18 protein-coding genes are annotated in these 21,338 nt (G+C 43.4%); 1 reads left to right on the top strand and 17 read right to left on the bottom strand.

The genetic code is table 11. The features are described from left to right. Window positions 1–263: 263 nt before the first annotated feature. The 13 genes from rapZ to AC1EK3_RS01025 form a co-directional block, all read right to left on the bottom strand. Window positions 264–1,112, bottom strand: a complete 849-nt coding sequence (gene rapZ / locus AC1EK3_RS01085; protein ID WP_119526791.1) for an RNase adapter RapZ — start codon at window positions 1,110–1,112, stop codon at window positions 264–266. Between the two features lie 119 nt (window positions 1,113–1,231). Then, the gene (locus AC1EK3_RS01080) at window positions 1,232–2,461 is read right to left on the bottom strand and encodes a shikimate dehydrogenase family protein (RefSeq protein ID WP_480033229.1); all 1,230 of its coding nucleotides are present in this window, start codon (window positions 2,459–2,461) and stop codon (window positions 1,232–1,234) included. Between the two features lie 22 nt (window positions 2,462–2,483). Then, on the bottom strand, window positions 2,484–4,913 hold the full coding sequence (locus AC1EK3_RS01075) for a primosomal protein N' (RefSeq protein WP_480033230.1): 2,430 nt from the start codon (window positions 4,911–4,913) through the stop codon (window positions 2,484–2,486). 72 nt (window positions 4,914–4,985) lie between these two features. Then, entirely contained in the window at window positions 4,986–6,203 is a 1,218-nt protein-coding gene (metK, locus tag AC1EK3_RS01070) for a methionine adenosyltransferase (RefSeq protein WP_480033231.1), read from the bottom strand. Between the two features lie 138 nt (window positions 6,204–6,341). Beyond that, window positions 6,342–6,626 (bottom strand): DNA-directed RNA polymerase subunit omega, encoded by a 285-nt coding sequence (gene rpoZ / locus AC1EK3_RS01065; RefSeq protein ID WP_004108619.1) that lies wholly within the window; start codon window positions 6,624–6,626, stop codon window positions 6,342–6,344. 82 nt (window positions 6,627–6,708) lie between these two features. Further along, window positions 6,709–7,317, bottom strand: a complete 609-nt coding sequence (gmk, locus tag AC1EK3_RS01060; RefSeq protein WP_391495852.1) for a guanylate kinase — start codon at window positions 7,315–7,317, stop codon at window positions 6,709–6,711. 15 nt (window positions 7,318–7,332) lie between these two features. Beyond that, window positions 7,333–8,244: an orotidine-5'-phosphate decarboxylase gene (pyrF, locus tag AC1EK3_RS01055; RefSeq protein WP_119526452.1), complete on the bottom strand. Its 912-nt coding sequence runs from the start codon at window positions 8,242–8,244 to the stop codon at window positions 7,333–7,335. Between the two features lie 3 nt (window positions 8,245–8,247). Next, window positions 8,248–11,643 carry a carbamoyl-phosphate synthase large subunit gene (carB, locus tag AC1EK3_RS01050; protein WP_480033232.1) on the bottom strand — a complete coding sequence of 1,132 codons (3,396 nt, stop codon included), beginning with the start codon at window positions 11,641–11,643 and terminating at the stop codon, window positions 8,248–8,250. Window positions 11,644–11,694: 51 nt separating this feature from the next. Next, window positions 11,695–12,906 (bottom strand): glutamine-hydrolyzing carbamoyl-phosphate synthase small subunit, encoded by a 1,212-nt coding sequence (gene carA / locus AC1EK3_RS01045; RefSeq protein WP_415686711.1) that lies wholly within the window; start codon window positions 12,904–12,906, stop codon window positions 11,695–11,697. Window positions 12,907–13,452: 546 nt separating this feature from the next. Continuing rightward, complete coding sequence (nusB, locus tag AC1EK3_RS01040) at window positions 13,453–13,941, bottom strand: transcription antitermination factor NusB (RefSeq protein ID WP_415687117.1); 489 nt, start codon at window positions 13,939–13,941, stop codon at window positions 13,453–13,455. 167 nt (window positions 13,942–14,108) lie between these two features. Further along, window positions 14,109–14,672, bottom strand: coding sequence for an elongation factor P (gene efp / locus AC1EK3_RS01035; protein ID WP_004111770.1), 564 nt, complete (start codon window positions 14,670–14,672; stop codon window positions 14,109–14,111). 119 nt (window positions 14,673–14,791) lie between these two features. Then, window positions 14,792–15,640 carry a hypothetical protein gene (locus tag AC1EK3_RS01030; protein ID WP_391495856.1) on the bottom strand — a complete coding sequence of 283 codons (849 nt, stop codon included), beginning with the start codon at window positions 15,638–15,640 and terminating at the stop codon, window positions 14,792–14,794. Between the two features lie 176 nt (window positions 15,641–15,816). Further along, window positions 15,817–17,013 (bottom strand): zinc-ribbon domain-containing protein, encoded by a 1,197-nt coding sequence (locus AC1EK3_RS01025; protein ID WP_480033233.1) that lies wholly within the window; start codon window positions 17,011–17,013, stop codon window positions 15,817–15,819. A 116-nt stretch (window positions 17,014–17,129) separates the two neighbouring features. On the opposite strand from AC1EK3_RS01025, the gene AC1EK3_RS01020 reads away from it, so the two are divergent. Then, on the top strand, window positions 17,130–17,519 hold the full coding sequence (locus AC1EK3_RS01020; protein ID WP_119526433.1) for a YccF domain-containing protein: 390 nt from the start codon (window positions 17,130–17,132) through the stop codon (window positions 17,517–17,519). On the opposite strand, the gene pyrE is transcribed toward AC1EK3_RS01020, so the two are convergent. The 4 genes from pyrE to pyrF (AC1EK3_RS01000) form a co-directional block, all read right to left on the bottom strand. Beyond that, window positions 17,495–18,187, bottom strand: coding sequence for an orotate phosphoribosyltransferase (gene pyrE, locus AC1EK3_RS01015; protein ID WP_004106403.1), 693 nt, complete (start codon window positions 18,185–18,187; stop codon window positions 17,495–17,497). The two genes, AC1EK3_RS01020 and pyrE, sit on opposite strands and share 25 nt — an antisense overlap. 61 nt (window positions 18,188–18,248) lie before the next feature. Then, entirely contained in the window at window positions 18,249–19,250 is a 1,002-nt protein-coding gene (locus AC1EK3_RS01010) for a dihydroorotate dehydrogenase (protein WP_033888448.1), read from the bottom strand. 5 nt (window positions 19,251–19,255) lie between these two features. After that, entirely contained in the window at window positions 19,256–20,152 is an 897-nt protein-coding gene (locus AC1EK3_RS01005; RefSeq protein ID WP_480033234.1) for a dihydroorotate dehydrogenase electron transfer subunit, read from the bottom strand. Between the two features lie 128 nt (window positions 20,153–20,280). Further along, window positions 20,281–21,324, bottom strand: coding sequence for an orotidine-5'-phosphate decarboxylase (gene pyrF / locus AC1EK3_RS01000; RefSeq protein ID WP_480033235.1), 1,044 nt, complete (start codon window positions 21,322–21,324; stop codon window positions 20,281–20,283). Between the last annotated feature and the right edge of the window lie 14 nt (window positions 21,325–21,338).

The raw sequence follows: 21,338 nt of genomic DNA, 5'->3' as shown, positions 1-21,338 counted from the left end.
CCTCCTACTTTTGTTCTTCTTAAAATATGAGTGCTGTTGGGTACTTGCATGATGCTGTGGCACACGACATGCCCGGCTTTCTGTGATACAGAATACGTTGGACATTTTACCGGTTTTTGCGCATGCTTTACATGCTTTTAGTACAAGATTTTTATATTTTATATAATTTACACAATTTTATTTAATTTTTTAATTAATTTTAATTGATTAGTTTCATAATCGCATTTCACTACTTTATTTTTCACTACTTTACTTTTCGCTTACTACGATCTTCTCTGCAGCTCTCTTGCAGATACTGTAACTTGCAAACCATGCAATCTCAAACGTCTAGCAAGCTCAATACTTACGGCAACAGAACGATGCTGACCGCCAGTACATCCTACAGCAATAGTCACGTAATGCTTGTCTTCTTTAGCGAATCCGTCGATAGCTGTAAGAAGCGCATTTTCGTAAGAATCTAAGAATGCAATTGCCGCAGGATTCGATAAAACATAATCTTGCACAGCTTGATCCTTACCTGTAAGCTCCCTTAATTCAGGAACCCAGAAAGGATTCGGCAAAAAGCGCATATCGGCAACAAAATCAGCATCCATTGGCATGCCATATTTAAAGCCAAAACTGAAAATATGCACAGAAACAGTAGAAGAGCCTTTTCCAAGCAATCCTTCGTAAAGCTTTGTAGAAAGTTGGTGAATACTGAGTGCAGAAGTATCGATAATAATATCCGCGCAATCTTTCAAATGACTGAGCAACTCTCGCTCTTCTAGAATACCGTCAATAAGTCTGCCGCCGCGCTGCAAAGGATGCGGTCTGCGCACAGACTCGTAACGCTTAATAAGCACAGCATCCGAAGCATCTAAAAACAGAATTCGCGTTTTTACGCCAAGTTCGTCAATATGCGCAAGAACTGCAAACAGGTCGTCGAAATATCCTCTAGAACGCACGTCAATAACAGCAGCAAGCTTATGCACTTTAGAACCGGATGAAGTCATCATATCTACTAGCGGTATGAGCAGTTTTGGCGGAAGATTATCGATAACATACCATCCCATATCTTCCAACGCGTTAGCAGCATGCGAGCGCCCAGCTCCGCTCATGCCGGTAATTAGCATAACTTCAAATCCGTCAGCTAGTTGCACACTAGTCGACGCGGAACGTTGCGTAGTATGTTGCGCATCACGTTGCACATCACTTTGCGTAGTATGTTGCGTAGTATGTTGCATATTATCGCTCATAATGCCTCCTGTAAGGCTTTTCGCATGAGACTACTTAAGTCATCGTAATATCTAGCCTTGTCAGCACTAGGTTTATAGCCAAGCTCAGCGCCAGCCTCAGCACAATTCTCAGCGCCAGTCTCAGCACAATCCTCAGCACAATCCTCAGCACAATCCTCAGCACAATTCTCAAAATTTTCTTTAGATTGCCTATAGTCAATCGTCATAAGACTTACTTGTGCTAAAGCTTGTTGCAAAAGCATTTCTTCTCCGCCAATAGCGCAACCGTATTGTTGCCATACACTAAGTAGCATGCTTGGGCGAGGATCGTACACTACGTCAAGCAATGTTCCTAATTTCGTTTGATTATGCGCAATATCTTGACAGTATGCTTTCAACGCAAGCGCAATTGGATCTGCTACGTGCGCCGGAACCGTGCTCATGACTATGTCTGCCTCTGCGATTGCACGAACAGCTTCTAGTGAATTTAAAGATTTCAAAATGAGAGATTTATCACATTCTGACAATTTTTCTGCGCTCAATTTTTCTGCACTATAGTCTGCAAATTTTGAAAATACTTCTTCGCTTATTGTTGGGAACTCAATACCTTGCACAGGCTTATACATAGCGTCATTTTCTTTGCTTTTATTATTTTGACCTATGCTTATTTTATTTGGAAAATCAGCGCAATACTTTTGTATAAGATTATTAAAACGTTCAACGCCTTTTATACTACCGTCATCTTCAGTTCTAGCAACAACTTGCACTTGCTCAAGTTTTGCTACTTGCGCAATTTCAATTAAAGCTGCCAGCGCAGAAGATGCAGTGTTGCCGCTGCCAATAATAACAGCCTTTTTTACTTCGCATATGCGCTCATGTAATGCTTGCATAAATGCTATTAATATGCCACTTACGTCCGTGTTGTATAGCTTTATTTGCGATTGCGAAGCGATTGCTGGATTGCTAGTAAAAACTGCAGTATTTGCCACGTTAAGTGCGCGCGACCAGTAGTCGCAAGGTGTGCCGAGTTTCATTACGGTTTTTTTAAGCGGCATAGTAAGGCTTAAGCCTTTCCAAGAATCGTCAAGATGCGTAATAAAATCGTGAAGCTCTGTTTCGCTTACTTTTTCCTTACTATATTGCCAATTTGTAAGACCTAAAGCCTTATAAGCCGTGTTGTGAAGCACAGGCGACAGCGAATGCGAAATAGGATCTCCCAAAACTGCGCAATGATATGTTTTTACCATTTTTCTCTCCCCTATTAGTAAGTTAGTACGCTAATAAATCTTTTGGATCAACACAAAAACGCAACTCCCCTGCAGCACGTGTTGCTACGTGACGAGCTACTTCCTTATGCAATCGGTTCACTAATTCTTGCCTTAAATAAAGCGGAACTCTTACTACAGCTTTTACACGGTCGTAAATATCGTCAAAATGCTGGTATCTGTCAGTAACAGGCGGATGCATTGGAACAATTCCTAATAATGGAGAAATTGCTGAAAAATCAGCATCTTGACTACTTTCACACCCAAGATTTTCTTGCATTGCACCAATATTTTCAAGCGCACGCATAACCGCATCACGAGCACCCCATACGCATGCTGCAGTTACGCAAGGCGGCAATATTGCTTGAGCTCTTTCTGAAAGCTCATTGCAAGAAAGTTGAGTCGTATCCCACAATGTAAGCGCACGCGCAAGAACAGGATACGTTTCACCAATAAGAAGCACACTTCCTCCACGCTCTCTAGGAGCACATAAAGCAGAAGCTTTCATCCACGAATTAAGCGTATCTATTCGCGCATCAAGCCCCGAAGCGTACAAACTTACCCACGTATCAAGTATTGCTACAACACCATATTCTCCGTTACAATTTGCGTCTTGCGTTTGTATGCGAGGCTCACATCCAGGAGTTGCAACAACAATTACAGGTTTTTCATCAATACACTGGATAATTCCGTTCGGTTGGTGTTGTGACGAAATAATAATAGGCACGTTACGAAATAGTTTAGATAATTCTTCCGCAACGCCAGCAGCACCAACTCGTATAACTCGCATATTGCTACTGCCACAATTAGAACAAGACCAATTTATTGCACTAGCACCACACCATGAGCAACGTGCTGTTTGCTGACTATTTGCAACATCGAGAGGCCCGGTGCATCGTCTACAGCGCGCTTGACGTCTGCAAGAAGAGCATATAGCCGATTGCGTCACGCCATCTTGCGCAATAGAAAGCAGCACAGGCTTACCATCCGAAATAGCATCGTTAATAGCTCTTACTGCGCTATGCGGTATGCGAGCGCCAATACTTGGGTCAGCTAGTTTTAGTAAAGCTTCACGATTAAGCCAACGAACCCAAGGAACTAACTTTTCGCGAGCAAGTTTACTCGCGCTTACAGGGATACTAGATCCGCTTATTGTTTTAGCAGTTTGAATAGCTTTAACAGTTTTAGCAGCCTCAGCAGTTTGCACACTTTGCGCACCTTGCACACTTTGCGCATCTTGCACACTTGACATATAGCAGTCTACTTCACTTTGACTAAGCGCGCTTCTGGAATACGACATTGACACAAATACGCCTCCATGCCTTTTCGCACGAAGCCGCATAACGCCACGCGCTTGAGCATACGGCATCATGCCATCAGCATATTGGTACGCGCAATCTTCAACAATCGCAAATAAAGCATCTCCCTCAACTGGAGCATACATTGCAGCTCTAGTGCCAAGAACGCAAGGAACTATTCCGGACGCGATTGCGCGCCAAGCTCTATACCTATCAGCTGGAGGATCCGCAGCACACAGTCGAGCGACATCGCCATCAAAACTTCCAGCAGAAAAACCACGATGATTCTCACTTACGCGCTTATATGGCTTTAAGCCGTAAACCATTAGCGCGCGCATTACATCATTTACTTCTCTTAGCGTCGGCAAAACTACAACAGCTTGCTTACACGCACTTAAAGCAGTGACAATCATCCACGCTAAATCTTGTGCAAGTCGGCAAGAACCTGGTAAAGCGTCTACAATAAAAGATTGAGAAGAATTATTTTCTGCTTGCTTGACTAATTGATTTTCTGTTTTATTTTCACTAAAACTTGCGTCAATAGATTTTTTGATTAATGCATTGTATAAAATATTTGCATTTTCGTAATCATAAATCATGCGAGAAGTTGTAGCGTAACCTGGGTTTGTATTGTTATCGTTTTGCAAACGCTTCTTAAGATTTTCACGCCACTGTTTTCTGCGTTGCAAGCGTATGTTGTCAAAAACTTCCTCATGCTCAACACGAGCTACGCGTTGAGGCACAGCAAGACGCAAAATATTTGAGATAGTTCCACCATAAGCTTTAGCTATGGCGTCAATATCGTCTCGCAAAGATTTAGAAAGCAAAACATCTGAAGGAAACACGCGCTCTAAAAATCTTAAAGCAGCATGAGGGGTGTCAGTATGCGAAGAACGAGACCAAATAACTCCAGTGAGCTTTTGTGCTCCAAAACGAACGCGTACAAACGCCCCAGGCTGAGCAGATTCATCTTGATCTTGCGATATCAAGTAATCAAAAGTACGACCTAAATGTGAAGCTTGAACATCGAGCATCACATGCGCAATAGGGCATTCATTAGCAGGCACTAGAGAAACAGCATTGCGCTTACGTCTTGTTTTACGCGCTAAGCCGTCTAGCGAAGGTTGCTCTGCCATAAATAACCCTTAGTTTTACTTGAATTACATCACATAATTACTGTTATTTTACAGCAAAATTTATCAATAAAACTACTTTTTTAGCACATCTTTCAATTGCTCAATACGATTCGTTTCTTCCCAAGTGAATTTGACATCCGTACGACCAAAATGACCATAAGCTGCAGTTGGAGCATAAATTGGCTGAAGCAAGTTAAGCTCGTCAATAATCGCAGCCGGACGCAAATCAAATACTTCACGAACAGCACGCACAATATCTGCGCGCGTAATACCGTCAGCTTCAGTTCCGAAAGTTTCTACGTTTACGCTTACAGGATCAGCAATACCAATAGCATAAGCAACTTGAACTTCTGCCTTATGAGCTAAACCAGCTGCCACAATATTTTTTGCAACCCAGCGAGCTGCATAAGCTGCAGAACGGTCAACTTTACTAGGATCCTTACCAGAAAAAGCTCCACCACCATGATGAGCAGCACCACCATAAGTGTCAACAATAATTTTTCGACCAGTTAAGCCCGAATCAGCAGCAGGACCTCCCAAAACAAAGGAGCCAGTAGGGTTTACAAGCATACAGTACGAATCGTGCGCAACTTTTTGAGCAAGAACTTCGTCCAACACAGGCTTAACAACATGCTCAACAAGCTGATCTTGTAACCAGTCTCTGGAAACTTCTGGGTCATGCTGAGTAGAAATAAGCACAGTATCCAAACGCTTAGGCGTGCCTTTGGAATCGTACTCAATAGTAACCTGAGTTTTCCCATCCGGACGCAAATGCGCAACAGTGCCATCTTTACGAACTTTAGCAAGCTTTTGAGCTAAACGATGAGCAAGATAAATCGGCAAAGGCATTAAAGTATCTGTTTCGTCGCTAGCGTAACCAAACATAACACCTTGATCGCCTGCACCTTGAGCAGCGTAGCGCTCCTCACGAGAAGATGCACTCTCGCAAGAAGTATCCAACCTAGCAACACCTTGATTAATTTCCGCACTTTGCTCAGTTAAAGAAACCATAACACCACAAGAATCAGCATCAAGACCAATTGTGGAGCTCGTGTAGCCAACATTACGAACAACTTGACGCACAATTCCCGGAATATCGCTATAAACTTCACCACGCACTTCGCCAAAAACAACGAACTGACCGACGGAAGCACAAACCTCTACAGCAACATGCGCATGAGGATCCTGACGAAGCATATCGTCCAATATAGCGTCAGCAATTTGATCGCATAACTTGTCAGGATGACCTTCAGTTACAGATTCTGCAGAAATTAATTTACGCTCTTCCACATTTCCCCCTTAAGTTTATAGTCGATAAAGGCTAAATACAGGCCAAATAAAGCGAAAACGCAGCCGTGCATCCGCTTTATTGAGCACGGATGATACGCGACTGCGAATACCCATAAAGACGTTTATTAGCAAGGCTTATTAATTACCTTCGCTTAAATCGTCCTCACCAAGAGTCTCTTCAAGCAATCCAGCATTAATTTCGCGGAAAGCAATAGCTAAAGGCTTTTCTTGATTTTGATACTCAACTAGTGGGCCAACATTTTGAAGCAAACCTTCATTAAGCTGAGTAAAATAAGCATTAATTTGACGTGCTCGTTTTGCAGCAAATAAGGCAAGCGCATACTTGGAATCCGCATGTTGCATTAAATCATCAATCGGTGGATTCGCAAGACCAGTAGGTGTTGGCTGAGTGCCTAATGCCATAATATTCTCCAAATTCTATGGTGCCACAATAGTTCCAAAAGGCTTATTATATGCTATCGATTGGATATTGCGTAAGTTTTAACTATAAGTCGTATTCGCTTGCAATAACATTCCACAGTTCATCTGCAGCACGCTCAGCATTATCGTTCACAATAACAACATCGAACTCTTTAGCTGCAGCAATCTCAACTTTAGCGGTTTCCAAACGTTTTGCTTGCTGCTCAGGAGTTTCAGTACCACGACCAATAAGACGACGCTTAAGCTCTTCAAAGCTCGGAGGCGCAATGAACACGTACACGACTTCTAATCCAAGACGAGCAGCCTCTTGTTTTACTCGCCTAGCTCCTTGCAAATCTATTTCCAGCAAAGTAGGAATATCTTGCGTAAGATGATCCAAAACAGGCTGCAGAAGGGTGCCATAATGAGCCATGCCATGAACCAGAGCAGTTTCCAAGAATTCGCCATTACGCCTACGACGCTCAAATTCCTCTTCATCTAAGAACCAATAGTGAATACCATTAAATTCACCAGGTCTAGGCGCACGAGTGGTAGCAGAAACAGATAGCCAAATATGAGGATGTTTCTCGCGAAGTATGCCTTCTACTGTGCCTTTACCAGCCGCAGTAGGACCCGTTAATACGATTAATCGACGTCTAGACTGCGAAACTGCAGCCTCATCTGTGGCACCCATTTGCTTACCTCTCGTTTACGCACATTCGCCTGAATCAACAAGAGCCTGACGAATATCCAATGCTATGCGTTCAGTTGCAGCCGAAAGTTCACCAATATTTGGACCATGCGACGCAATCGAACGCGAAACAGTTACCAATACATTACCATGTGTACCAGCAAAAACACGCTTTAAATCGTCAGCTTCTGCACCTTGCCAACCATAACCAGGAGAAAGAATTGGACCAGTAAAACTGGTTACGTCAATTCCGCCACCGTTCATCCAGTCGCCAATAGTAGCTCCAACAATTAAACCAACAGAACCCATTCCTTTAGTTTTATTGTTAAAACTTTGAGCTGTTTGAGCAATTCCGTGAGCTACAGTAGTTCCGCGGTAAGTTCCGCTTTGCCTAATAGCAGTTTGCAAACTTGCGCCTTCGCGATTAGAAGTTAGAGACGCAATAAAAACACCGCGACCGTTATTAAGAGCTTCGTTAATTAAGCCGCCCATAGAACGTGCACCATAATAAGGAAGCAAAGTAATAGCATCAGCAAGAAGCGGAGCTCCAGGCTTAAAATATGCGTCTGCAAGCGCAGAAATAGTAGTAGACAATCCACCATGGCCACAGTCAACGATAGTAATAATATCCATTTGACGAGCGGCATACAGCACACGTTCAAGCGCTGCGAAACCCTTAGAACCGTAGCGCTCAAACATGCTGGATTGGAATTTAACTGCTGCTGCCCTACCATTCATAGCTTGCAGCATTCGCATAGAGAAAAGCTCAGCTCCAAGAGCATCCATGTTGTATCCCCAATTAAGCAGCATTTTGCGATGAGGATCGATTCCAACACACAATGGTCCATATTTTGCCATAGCGTTCTTCAAACGCAAACCAAAATCGGATCGTTGCGCCTGCACTTCTTGATCACGAATGCTCTCGGTCATGTATTAAGCCCGACTTTCTTGACTTTCTGCCTGTTCAATTGCAAACAGCTGCTGAGCATGTTCTTGTATGCTCATCACCTGATAATCGTTGTTCTTAACAGCTTCAATAGCCATTAATACTGGTGCGAATTCGGTAATAGTAGTGAATTGCGGAAGATCAGCTGCTACAGCTGCCGCACGAATGGCATAACCATCAGTGCGCGATCCCCTTGAATTCGGCGTATTCAATACCATATCAATCTTACCATTTTCGATAAGCTCTACAACATTCTTACCGATTCTTTCGTGCGCTTTCTCACTATTTGGCATATCTTTCGCCGTGTCGCCTTGACTAGAAAGCTTATCGACAATCACGGAATCAATGCCGTAACGACGAAGCACAGAAGCTGTACCTTCAGTAGCCCAAATAGTAAAACCAAGCTCCACTAATCGCACTGCAAGAAGCGGAAGTTGACGCTTATCTGCATCACTTACAGACACAAACACGTTGCCGCTGGTAGGCAAACCACCCTTGTATGCTGCAAGCTGGCTCTTAGCAAAAGCGTGTGGGAAGTCACGGTCGAAGCCCATAACTTCGCCAGTAGAACGCATCTCAGGTCCGAGCAAAATATCAACCGTGCGACCAACAGGAGTGCGGAAACGCTTGAACGGCAACACAGAAGCTTTAATAGCAACCTGCTGACCTGGGTGAATGTCGCCACCGTCGCCCTTTGGAAGAAGAAGACCGCGCTTACGCTGCTGGGCGATTGTTTCGCCAGCCATAATTCGAGCAGCCGCTTTAGCAAGAGCAACGCCAGTAGCTTTAGAAGCAAACGGAACAGTACGAGACGCTCGAGGATTTGCTTCAATTACATACAAAGTGTTTGCCATAAAAGCGTACTGCACGTTAATCAGACCGCGAACTGAGCAGCCGCGCGCAATCGAAAGCGTGCCTTCGCGAAGGCGGCGAATCTGATCGTCCGAAAGAGTGCTTGGAGGAAGAGTACAAGCAGCGTCACCAGAGTGCACGCCAGCTTCCTCAACATGCTCCATAATGCCGCCAATATAAAGCTCGTTGCCGTCGTAAAGCGCGTCAACGTCGATTTCAATAGCGTCCTGAAGGAACTTATCGATCAAAAGCGGCGAAGGCAAGCGGCCAGAAACAACAGTGTCTGCTCGAGCTTCATCCAATGCGCGATCAACATACTTTGCAAGCTGAGCGTCGTCGTATACAATTTCCATGCCACGACCGCCGAGCACGTAGCTTGGGCGCACAAGAACCGGGTAGCCGATTGCATGAGCTGCATCTTTTGCTTCCTCAAGACTTAACGCTGTGCCGTATCGAGGAGCGTTCATGCCTTCTTGACGAAGAACCTCGCCGAAAAGCTCACGGTTTTCAGCCAAATCAATAGCCTCAGGAGTTGTTCCCAAAATTGGAACTCCTGCAGCTTTAAGACGAGCAGCAAGCGAAAGTGGAGTTTGACCACCAAGCTGCACAATCACGCCCTTAACAGGACCAAGCTTCTTTTCTGCTTCGTAAATTTCAAGCACATCTTCGAAAGTAAGCGGCTCAAAGTAAAGGCGATCAGACATGTCGTAATCTGTAGAAACTGTCTCAGGATTGCAATTGACCATAATGGTGTCGTAATCCTTGCCCAATTCCTGAACAGCGTGAACGCAAGTGTAATCAAACTCAATACCTTGGCCGATTCTGTTTGGACCAGAGCCAAGGATAATCACAGCTTCGCGATCGCGCTTCTTCAACTCGCTTTCGTCAGCGTAGCAAGAATAGTAGTACGGAGTTGCTGCGTCGAACTCAGCTGCGCAAGTGTCAACAGTCTTGTAAACAGGGCGCAAGCCGTAAGCCCAACGAAGCTCACGAACCATATTTTCGCCTTCGTCGCCAAGATTACGCAAATGCGCAATCTGCACGTCCGAAAGGCCGGCAAGCTTAGCGCGCTTCAAAACCTTAGGAGTTAATGTTTCAGCTTCGCGAACTGCGAGCGCAGTCTCGTTAATTTGAGACAGCTGCTCTACAAACCAAGGGTCAATTTTTGTTGCTGCAAAAATCTGATCTGGAGTTACTCCACCCCAAAGTGCTCGCTGGATTTGCAAGTAGCGATGCTCGGTTGGAGTATGCATTTCTTCAAGAAGCTTATTAACTTCTTCCTTGCTTGGACGCTCGCCATCCCAGCTAAAGCACGCGTGACGCTTGTCGATTGAGCGCATTGCTTTTCCAAGGGATTCCTGGAAGTTTCCAGCCAAAGCCATTGCTTCGCCAACAGACTTCATAGAAGTTGTAAGCGTGGTGTCTGCTCCTGGGAACTTTTCAAAAGCAAAGCGCGGAATCTTCGTTACAACGTAGTCGATTGTTGGCTCGAAGCTTGCAGGAGTTGAACGCGTAATATCGTTTTGAATTTCGTCCAAAGTGTAGCCGAGAGCAAGTTTCGTTGCAATTTTTGCGATTGGGAAGCCGGTTGCTTTAGATGCGAGCGCGGAAGAACGGGACACGCGTGGGTTCATTTCGATTACGATAATGCGACCAGTTTGAGGGTTAATTGCAAACTGAATATTGCATCCGCCGGTATCGACGCCAACGCCTCGAATAATAGCAATACCGATATCGCGCATCTTTTGATACTCACGGTCTGTAAGTGTAAAGCAAGGAGCAACTGTAATCGAGTCGCCAGTGTGCACACCTACAGGATCGACGTTTTCGATTGGGCAAACAACTACGACGTTATCTTTTGCGTCGCGCATAAGCTCAAGCTCAAACTCTTTCCAGCCTTCAATGCCTTCTTCAATAAGCACTTCGTTGGTTGGAGAATAGTGAATGCCAGCTCCTGCAATGCGGTGAAGCTCTTCCTCATTGTGAGCAATACCAGAGCCCAAGCCGCCCATTGTGAAGCTTGGACGTACTACTACCGGGTATCCTAAAGTTTCAACAATTTTGTCTACTTCTTCGATTGAGTGAGCAATAAATGATTTTGCTGACTCAGCTCCAGCTTTTTCAACAACTTTTTTGAAAAGCTCTCGGTCTTCTCCGCGGTCGATTGCTTCCAAAGAAGCACCAATAAGCTCAACGTTATATTTTTCTAGGATTCCTGCACGACCCAAATCCATTGCAGCATTAAGCGCAGTTTGACCACCAAGCGTTGGAAGAAGCGCATCCGGACGTTCCTTCGCAATAATTCGCTCCAAAATCGAAGTGTCAATTGGCTCAATATATGTTGCGTCCGCAAGCTCCGGGTCGGTCATAATCGTAGCCGGGTTGGAATTAACCAAAATTACGCGAATACCTTCTTCGCGAAGAACTCGGCAAGCCTGCGTTCCGGAATAATCAAATTCTGCAGCCTGACCAATAACAATCGGACCGGAACCAATTACCATAACCGACTTAATATCAGTACGTTTTGGCATAGTAAACTTCTCTTTCCGTAAATATTAAAATCTTACTTGCTTTTTCGAGTATTACTTGCTTTTTCGAGCGTTTTCGCGCATCAATTGCACAAAACGATCAAATAGATAGGAAGCGTCGTGCGGGCCTGCTGCAGCTTCCGGATGATATTGCACTGAGAACGCTGGAATATCAAGGCATTGCAAGCCTTCTACAACATTGTCGTTCAAGTCAATATGCGAAACTAGCACGCGACCAAAGTGTCCGTTTTCGTAAGGAGATTGGACAGGGCCGTCAAGAGGTGCGTCCACAGCAAAGCCGTGATTGTGAGCCGTAACTTCCACTTTTCCGGTTGTAACGTCTTTTACAGGCTGATTAATACCGCGGTGACCAAACTTCAACTTGTAAGTTCCAAAGCCGAGCGCGCGACCAAGTAACTGGTTTCCAAAGCAGATACCAAAGAACGGGTAGCCTGCATCCAAAACTTTACGCAAAAGCTCAACTTCGCGATTTGCTTGGCCAGGGTCTCCAGGACCATTCGAGAAGAATACGCCGTCTGCGTTAAGAGCTTGCAGCGATTCGAAGCTTATTGAGGAGCTTACAACGTGTACGCGGCAGCCGCGTTCAGCCAAACGGTGAGGAGTCATGGATTTAATACCAAAGTCGACTGCTACAACCGCGTAAAGCGGATCTTTTCCTTCAAAATCACCGCAAGGCTCAATCGTATACGTTTCTTTAGTGCTGACTTCATCTGTTAAGCGCAAGCCTTGCATTTGAGGAGTCTGCTTAATTTCGTCAACGAAAGAAGCGACGGTACGAAAAGCCCCGGTTGACGGATCAACCAGGGCCTTATTAGAAAAAATGCCGGCACGCATAACGCCTACCGAGCGTAAATGACGTACCAGCTTTCGAGTATCAATACCACTAATGCCAACGATACCTTGCTTTTGTAAATCGTCTTCCAAGGAACCTTCAGCTCGCCAATTGCTAACTACTGGGCTTGGCTCCTTAACCACGTAACCCGCAACCCAAATGTGGGAAGATTCTGGATCTTCGTGATTCATTCCCGTATTACCTATATGTGGGAATGTTTGAACTACGATTTGTTGATCATAACTTGGATCAGTTAATGTTTCTTGATAACCAGTCATGCCCGTGGAGAACACAATCTCAGCGCGCGTAGAACCTTGCGCACCAAAAGGCTTACCAACGTAAACCTGACCATCCTCCAACACCAATACTGCATCATCACTGCCGAATCCGGCAAAGGTGTCGTTGTAATCCACCTTAACCCCCTTATGGCTTTAGGATATTCGTGGTAAGTTTACTCAGGTTGGCGGACGGGCGACGCGCCGGCGGTGGTTATAGCATCTTTGCTTAGTATTTTGTTTGGTGTGGCACGAGTTTTAGTCTCGTAATTCTACACAATTTGTCTCTTGATTAACGTGCCGCGAGTTTTGGGGGATTTCTCTCCTCGCACGTCCCGTCCTTCGTCGCTTTAGCTGTTAAAGACTTTACTGTCTGCTTTGTTCTCAAAAGAATGTTGCTTCCTCAGTCCTCTTTTAGTGCTCGTAGAGAAATCCCCCAAACTCTGCGTGTTTAATCGTTAATAACCGTGTCTATCGCAGAGATTTTTCGATTTTTCTTCTTCGCTTGGCGAATCAGCAGCCTGCGGCTCTGACGTTCGCCGCGCTCAGTGCGAAAAATCTCAAATCTCCACCACACGAATACTCCTAATTTGAAGTATTATAACCACGCCGGGTTTTGTGTTTTAATGGTGAATTGTTTTGGCGTGATGGCAGCAGAGCAGAACTGCTAAAATAGTAACTCAACTACTCCTGAGTGTCATCAGTAGGTTCAGTAATAGGTTCTGCAGCAGCGTCTTCAGGAGAAGATTCGCCATTAAACTTTGCCAAGCAAGCGTCTTTATCTGCCATAATCGCGCTTAGTAAGCCGTGAATAAACGCAATAGCTTCGTCGTCGCTATACATTTTTGCGAGCGCAATAGCCTCGTCAATAGCAACTTTATCTGGAATCTCATCATTAAGAAGCATTTCCCACACCGCAATGCGCAAAATATTGCGATCGATAACAGCCATTCTGCCAACTTTCCAGCCAGTCGAATAGCGGTTTAGCGTCTTGTCAATTCTGTTACGTCGCTCTCCTACGCCTCGAACAATCTCAATCGCGTACTCTGGGAGCGGAGTTTGAGCGCCAGGCTCCTTAACTCGCTCCTCAAGCAAAGAAAGAATATGCTGATTCTTCTCATCCGCCTCATACAGCGTATTCAAAGCCCTTTTACGAGCGGTAGAACGTGCCATCGTAACGCCCTTCTGTGTAACGTATAAAAATTACTTAATAAAGTTGTATCAAAAATTACGCGACCCAGCAACGAATAATCGCCACCGGGTCACTCTATAAAAATTATTTAGAAATAAATAGCTAATTTAATTAGATAACTAATTATTTTAATTAGATAATTAATTCTTTAGTTTTCACGACCAAGGTAAGAGCCGTCACGAGTGTCGACCTTCACCTTTTCGCCTTCACCCACGAAGAGTGGAACCTGGATTTCAGCACCGGTTTCCACGGTTGCAGGCTTAGTACCAGCGTTAGAACGATTGCCTTGCAAGCCTGGCTCAGTGTGAGTAATAGTCAAAATAACGGAAGCTGGAAGCTCAACGCTCAAAGGAGTGCCGTCATGGAAGCTTACGATGCAGTCGGTGCCTTCAAGCAAATACTTGCTCTGCTCGCCAACCAAAACCTTAGGAATATAAACCTGGTCGTAAGTGGTCATATCCATAAAGACGAAGTTGTCGCCATCTTCGTATGAATATTGCAACGTGCGGTTATCAACGGTCTCGAACTCCATCTTCATGCCGGCATTAAAAGTCTTGTCGACAATCTTGCCCGAGAGCACGTTCTTAATGGTGGTACGCACAAAAGCAGGGCCCTTGCCCGGCTTCACGTGCTGGAACTTAACGACGGTCCAAAGCTGACCGTCAAGGTTCAAAACCGATCCATTCTTAATATCATTGGTAGTCTGTGCCACGAGTTACCCGTTTCTTTCGACGTAGGCCGTTTAACGCGGCCATGTAATAAACCTTGCTAATTATGCCACAATGCCTCAACTAATTAAAATAACAACACTTTCCTAGCGCAATTAGTTGATTATTGTTTATCATTTTGATTTGAAGATTCCGGATTATTGCTGCGACCCATTGGAATATAACCGCCTTGATCATCCTTAGGATGTGGAGCATTTAACGGATACCCATTGCCATCAAGATTTGTAAAATCTGCGCTTATCTTCTTAATTTTCGCCAAATAATCTTTAATAGCATTTTGCAAATCTGTAATACACTGGTTTAATTCATCGCTGTTGTTACTGCTTTTAGCAAGAGCTTTTCCTGCAGTATCAACAACTTTTTCTAAATCGGCTTTAGCTGCACCAAAAATAGGAACATTCTTAGTTTTATCTATAAGCTCTTGACCTTGCTTAACTAATTCTAATAGCTTATTAGAAATTTCTTTTCTACCTGTTTCCAAAGCTGTTTTAGCAGATTTTACAAGAGCGTCTCCGTCTTTATTAAAAGAGTCGACTTTATCTGAAAGCTTATTTTCAACAGATGAAGAATTATCAGAATCAGTTCCAGCAGGACAGTTAGGTATTTTCTCTTTAGAATCAGATTTCGCGTAATTTAATGATGATTCAAAATCTTCAAACGCACTTTTAGCTTCATCTGAATACGAATTGAATTCAACTTTTTTAATATTAATAGCGCGAATAACGTCATCATCTGAAAGAGATTTTATAAGATTTTTTTGAGCATTAACTGCTTTTTCTCGCATTTGAATACAAGTTTTAGAAGGAGCAGAAACACTATTTTTCGGCTTGTTTTTATTGGTAGTTAAGAAGAATACTGCTGCGACTACGATTGCAACTACTATAATCGAAACAGCAACTACAGCAATAACGACTTTACTATTTTTAGAAACAGAACTATTTTGCTCTCTCATAATCAGTCATTCCACCATCTAAAAAGTAACTAAAATAGACTTTAATTAGCAGACAGAATTAGACGCTAGTTTAAAATCTACTTATAAAATACGAATCTTATAAATTCTATCATTTAAACTATTTACGCACCATATTCTCGCAAATAATTTTCAGCCCTACTACTTAGATTATGGATTTATAGATTATTTTTCAACAAATTCAACAGTTTTGAAACAAATTCAGCAACGTCATCTTTATCTGCACCTTTTGTTAGAACAGACACTCCGATCCTATTCTTGCCCTTCTTAAGAATCAAGAAATAGTTATAAACATTCTTAATTCCTTGACCACGATGAGCCATAACCTCTATGCCGTCTGGAACATTCACGCCATCAGCAGAAATATCGTAACCCGTTGCATTGGCAATAGTCGAATTTTGCATAGCTTTTGAAAGCATCATCGCAGCATCATGAGAAGAAGTAAGATTTTCGTGACCATCGTTCGATGCATCAACGTCACCATATTTGCGAGTAAAAGATGTATTTGAATAGCCATTATCTGACAGCCATTGATCTAATCCGCCTATGCCACCTTGATCATCTAAAAGCTCATTAGCGGAGTCATTACTCATTGTCTTAATAACATCTTCACACTTATCTTCATAATCATGCTGTTGATTATCCTTAGTATAAAGAACAACAGGGAAATAAAAACCTACAGCAGGGAATGTTTTACGAGAATTAGAAGACTCATACAATATGCCCTTCTTGCCAGAAATTGCTACAGACACGCTATTATTTGAAGCAAAATTGTTTACTAATTTATTGATTTTTTTGGTATTGAGCTTTTCACTCGCGCCAACAGCGTTATCCTTATCGCTGCTAGCATCGCTATCTTCATCGTCTGAACCTAAATCATCATTGGTTAGAACATGCTGCTTAGATTTATTATTCTTTGATTTTGATGATTTTAATTCAGTTTTATTATTTGATTGAGCTGTTCGCGCATTATTTACATACCACCATGCACCAGCACCTATAACCAAAACACAGGCAATAATAGCGGCTATTAAAGTAATAATTACTTTCTTCTTGCGCTTATCCTCATCTGAATGAGAATAATTAGCCGGAGCTTCGCCTTGTGCGTAAGATGAATTATTCATAGAAGACTGTTCGCTCGAAGAACCCATAATAGGAGAACCTGAAACGCTTAGATTATCCGGTAAAGCTTCCTGCGCATGAAATACAGTAGTAGGAGCTTCGTTAGTAGGCAATTCGTATTGTTGATTTTGGATTGCTGACTCGGCTGCTGGCGTAACTTCTAAAAGCGCTCCGCAAGTATTGCAAAACTTGCTATTATCAGCATTTTTATTACCACATTGCGTGCAGAACATATTCTTCCTTTAAATAAATACATCTATTGCAACGCATTATTTTACACCCGCTTACAATAGATTACTTATCAAAAATCATACTTCATTAAAACTTAAAAAACTTATATACTACTTTTATGAAACTTCTTGGCAATATTGTGTGGCTGATATTCGGTGGTCTTTTCATTGCTGCAGGCTGGTTAATTATAAGTTTCCTTCTTTGCATAACCATTATTGGCATACCATTCGGTATTCAAGCATTCAAAATGGCAAAGCTCACGCTCACACCATTTGGAAAACACGTTATTTACCAAGGCGGCACTAGCACAATTTGGAACATACTATGGATTGTATTTTTCATTGGGCCAATGCTTGCGTTAGGCTATATCGTTTCAGGATTCATTTGCTGCTGCACAATTGTTGGCATTCCATTTGGCATACAATCTTTCAAAATGGCAAAACTTGCGTTGTGGCCGTTTGGTTCCGAAATTGTAGAGGATAATTACGCACCATACGTACGCAAGTAATCTGCAGCGCGCGAAGCTAATTCCTCATCCATAACTGGCTTACCATCAGCATTAACTAAGCGCTTTGCTGCAGCGAAAATTTCGCGCACGTTTGCAATTGGCAAAACTGGGAAGCCAAACTCCTGCTCTACTGCTTTTACTGCAGAAAGCTCACTGTCTTTCGTGCGTTCCATTCTGTCTACTGCCAAAATCAAGCCAACAACTTGCACATTTGCTTCCGCTTTAAGCTTTGGCAAAGTTTCACGAACTGCAGTTCCAGCTGTCATCACGTCGTCAACAAGTAGCACTTTCATGCCGTCTTTTAACGGCTTTCCAACCATAATTCCGCCGTCACCATGATCCTTTCGCTCTTTGCGATCGAAAGTAAAGCCAACAGGCATATTGTGATTATTCGTCAAAGCCATTGCCGTAGAAACTGCCAGCGGAATGCCCTTATAAGCAGGACCGAAAACAGTGTCGATATCTTGCGGAAGTTTGCCATCTTCGATTGCTGCAACAACGCGCTCAGCGTAGTATGCGCCTAGATTTGCGATTTTCATGCCGTCGTCAAAAGCGCCAGCGTTAATAAAATAAGGTGATTGACGACCAGATTTCAGCGTAAAGTCACCAAATTTAAGCGCGCCTGAATCAAGCAAAAACTTTGTAAAACGTTCGTCTAATTCTGCCATAATTAACTCTCTTTCTTAAAATAATTTTAAATACTTTCTAAATACGCTTACTTTCTTAATTTCAGCGCCAAGTCTTTCCTTCAGCAAGCAAAGACGCAAGCTTTGGACGAGAATCAAGCAAATCGTCAAGCTCGCGAGCAATGCGAATAGGAGCAGTAGGATCAACCAAAGCAGCAGCACCAACTTCTACAGCATTCGCACCAGCATACAAGTATTCCAAAGCTTTTTCGCCAGAATCAATGCCACCAATGCCAATAATTGGAATATCTGGCATAGCCTGGCGAACTCGCCACACGAATCCAAGTCCAATCGGGAAAATAGCAGGACCGGAAACGCCGCCCGTGCGGTTTGCAATAATCGGCTCGCCTGTTCGAATATCAATTCGCAAACCAACAAGCGTATTAATCATGCTTAAAGCATCCGCTCCAGCATCAACTGCAGCTTTGCAAATCGAAACAATATCAGTCACATTTGGCGTCATTTTTACAATCATTGGCTTATCGGTCATTGCACGAAGACGCTTAATTAATCGGTGAAGTGCCACCGGATCAGTGCCAACGCTCATTCCGCCATGAGTCACGTTTGGGCAACTTACGTTAATTTCGAGCATGTCTGCAGCAGAATCTGCAAGCTTTTCAACAACTTGCGCATAATCGTCGTCACTGTGCCCTGCAACATTAGTAATAACAAGCGCTCCCATGGATTTTAGTTTTGGCAACTCGTCTACTAAATAATGGTCGACACCAGGATTTTGCAATCCGACTGCGTTTACCATTCCAGAAGGAGATTCTGCAGTGCGCGGAGAAGGATTTCCTTCCCAAGGAACAGGAGAAACACCTTTTGTACAAATTGCGCCGAGTTGGCTTACGTCGTAAAAGCGTCGGCAAGCTGCAAGCTGGAAAGTTCCAGAAGCAGTTCCAACCATGTTTTTCCACTTAACGCCTGCAACTTGAGTTGGATGCTTCCAAACGTGGCTAGTGTCAAAGCCAAAAGTTTCAGCGGAATTTGTTGCGGAATTTGCGTTATTTACAGAATTATTTTCGGCATTATTTACAGCACTCATATTTTTTACTCCCAACCCAAACGATTCGCATCAAAAACAGGACCGTCGTTGCAAACTTTCAGCCTGCCTTCCAAAGTGTCAACAACGCAAGCAACGCAAGTTCCGTATCCACAGCCCATACGCGCTTCTAAACTGAGCTGGCACTCAATATTTCTTTCATGCGCCCAGTGAGCTACAGCTTTCATCATAGGCAAAGGTCCGCAAGACAAAATAACCGTTGGCAAATCGTCGTCGAAATCAAAATGCTTAACTTTTTCAAGTTCGTCAAGAAGTGTAATAACAGTTCCTTCAGCATTTGTAATACTGTGTACGTCTGAAATATATTCTTTCGTTAAATCATCTGCAAAACGCTTGTTACGGTAGCCAAGCACTGCCGTTACGCTAGAATCTTCACGCTTTGAAAGCGCCTGAGCAGCACACAAAATAGGTGGCACGCCCAAGCCGCCACTAACCAACACATAATGTGCAGGTTTGGAAATATTAAAGCCAATTCCCAAAGGTCCAAGAGCGTCAATGCTATCTCCTGGTTTAAGCTCAGCAAACTTAGCAGTGCCTTTGCCAATCACAGCAAAAATCAAAGTAAAAGTATCACCTTCTACGCTTGCAACTCCAAAAGGACGCGGAAGCATAGCAGTTGGGTCAGGGGAATACAAGTTTACAAATTGCGCAGGAGCAGCTTTTTTAGCAATCTCTAAATCTCGCAAAGTCAAACGGTACACGCCTTCGTCTAGCTTCTCATTATTGAGCACTTCTACAGCTCTGCGCCCCCAAAGGCGCGAATATTTTGCATTATTGCTTTCGTCTGCAGAACTTGAGCCGGAAGAATCAAAAGCGTCTTCACGTAACGTAATTATGGCGTTTCCAGAGGCTTTTCGCGTTGGAATAAACATGCCATCACTCATGTGGTTTCCCCTACCCTTGTATGTGTTTTGTACCGTTGCGTTTTGGTTACTTTTTTAGTTTTGATTTTAATTTATTTTTTAATTTTATTTTTAAGTTTTATTTTTTGTTATACATTTTGTTATACATTCTAGCGATACACTGCATTACGCAAGTCATCTCGCATGTTTCTCGCGGCAAAAGCTGCAGAATCACGCACAATATCAAGAATGTCATCGAGAGACATATTCCCTTGATTTTTAGCGTAATCTTCAGACTTTTTCCAAGCACCAATAATACCGCGCGAAGAATTTACAATAGCACCTTCAGAGTTTGCATCAAACATTCCAGCAACATCTTGAGCAGTACCGCCTTGAGCGCCATAGCCTGGAACCAAGAAGAAAGTATGCGGCATAATCTCGCGCAAACGCTTACCCTCCTGCGGATGCGTGGCACCTACAACTGCACCAACTCTTGAATAACCGTGCTTGCCAATGCTTGAAGCACCCCAGTTCTCAATCAAATCAGCCATATGCTCATACACTGGCTTGCCATCTTGCAAAATAAGCTCTTGAAGCTCCTTGCTAGAAGGATTCGAAGTGCGAAGCAGCACGAAAATGCTTTTATCATGCGCTAATGCTTCATCGATAAAAGGCTTCACACCATCCGAACCCATATAAGGGTTTACTGTAAGCGAATCTTCATGCCAAACGTCAAGATTTTTAGAGCTTTTTAGAAGATTTTTAAGAGATTGTGGCAGTGCGTTATCAGTAGCATTTTCGTCTTCAAAATATGCAGAAAGATTAGCAAAACCGCTTAAATGAGCCGCATACTGACCAGCAGTAGAGCCAATATCTCCGCGCTTTGCGTCACCTATTACAACTAATCCTTGCGATTTCGCATACTCGCAAGTCATTGCGTAAGTATCAATACCTGCAGGACCAAGCGCCTCGTACATTGCAATTTGCGGCTTTACTGCCGGCACAATATCCGAAACCGCGTCAATAATCGCACGATTAAACTCAAAATAAGCTGTAGCTAAGAGCGTTGGCAGCGCATCCTCGCCTTCTACTTCTTGCAAAACTTCGTCCGCAAGAGAGCTAATAATTTCCGCAGGAACAATTCCAGGCTTAGGGTCCAAGCCCACAACGCTAGGATTTTGCTTGGCTGCAATCGCTTCAATAAGTTCGTCCATAATTTACTACCATT

It is taken from the genome of Gardnerella sp. C0026F2, assembly GCF_056590715.1.
The sequence above is the reverse complement of the archived record's forward strand: the minus strand, read 5'-3'. Positions and strand labels throughout refer to the sequence as shown.

What these genes read in the sequence shown, in the direction of transcription:
- gmk (WP_391495852.1), bottom strand. Translation starts at nt 7,317, where the DNA reads ATGGGTGCCACAGATGAGGCTGCAGTTTCGCAGTCTAGACGTCGATTA.
- pyrF (WP_480033235.1), bottom strand. Translation starts at nt 21,324, where the DNA reads ATGGACGAACTTATTGAAGCGATTGCAGCCAAGCAAAATCCTAGCGTT.
- rapZ (WP_119526791.1), bottom strand. Translation starts at nt 1,112, where the DNA reads ATGCTAATTACCGGCATGAGCGGAGCTGGGCGCTCGCATGCTGCTAAC.
- AC1EK3_RS01020 (WP_119526433.1), top strand. Translation starts at nt 17,130, where the DNA reads ATGAAACTTCTTGGCAATATTGTGTGGCTGATATTCGGTGGTCTTTTC.
- AC1EK3_RS01030 (WP_391495856.1), bottom strand. Translation starts at nt 15,640, where the DNA reads ATGAGAGAGCAAAATAGTTCTGTTTCTAAAAATAGTAAAGTCGTTATT.
- AC1EK3_RS01005 (WP_480033234.1), bottom strand. Translation starts at nt 20,152, where the DNA reads ATGAGTGATGGCATGTTTATTCCAACGCGAAAAGCCTCTGGAAACGCC.
- carB (WP_480033232.1), bottom strand. Translation starts at nt 11,643, where the DNA reads ATGCCAAAACGTACTGATATTAAGTCGGTTATGGTAATTGGTTCCGGT.
- nusB (WP_415687117.1), bottom strand. Translation starts at nt 13,941, where the DNA reads ATGGCACGTTCTACCGCTCGTAAAAGGGCTTTGAATACGCTGTATGAG.
- AC1EK3_RS01025 (WP_480033233.1), bottom strand. Translation starts at nt 17,013, where the DNA reads ATGTTCTGCACGCAATGTGGTAATAAAAATGCTGATAATAGCAAGTTT.
- pyrE (WP_004106403.1), bottom strand. Translation starts at nt 18,187, where the DNA reads ATGGCAGAATTAGACGAACGTTTTACAAAGTTTTTGCTTGATTCAGGC.
- rpoZ (WP_004108619.1), bottom strand. Translation starts at nt 6,626, where the DNA reads ATGGCATTAGGCACTCAGCCAACACCTACTGGTCTTGCGAATCCACCG.
- AC1EK3_RS01075 (WP_480033230.1), bottom strand. Translation starts at nt 4,913, where the DNA reads ATGGCAGAGCAACCTTCGCTAGACGGCTTAGCGCGTAAAACAAGACGT.
- pyrF (WP_119526452.1), bottom strand. Translation starts at nt 8,244, where the DNA reads ATGACCGAGAGCATTCGTGATCAAGAAGTGCAGGCGCAACGATCCGAT.
- AC1EK3_RS01080 (WP_480033229.1), bottom strand. Translation starts at nt 2,461, where the DNA reads ATGGTAAAAACATATCATTGCGCAGTTTTGGGAGATCCTATTTCGCAT.
- AC1EK3_RS01010 (WP_033888448.1), bottom strand. Translation starts at nt 19,250, where the DNA reads ATGAGTGCTGTAAATAATGCCGAAAATAATTCTGTAAATAACGCAAAT.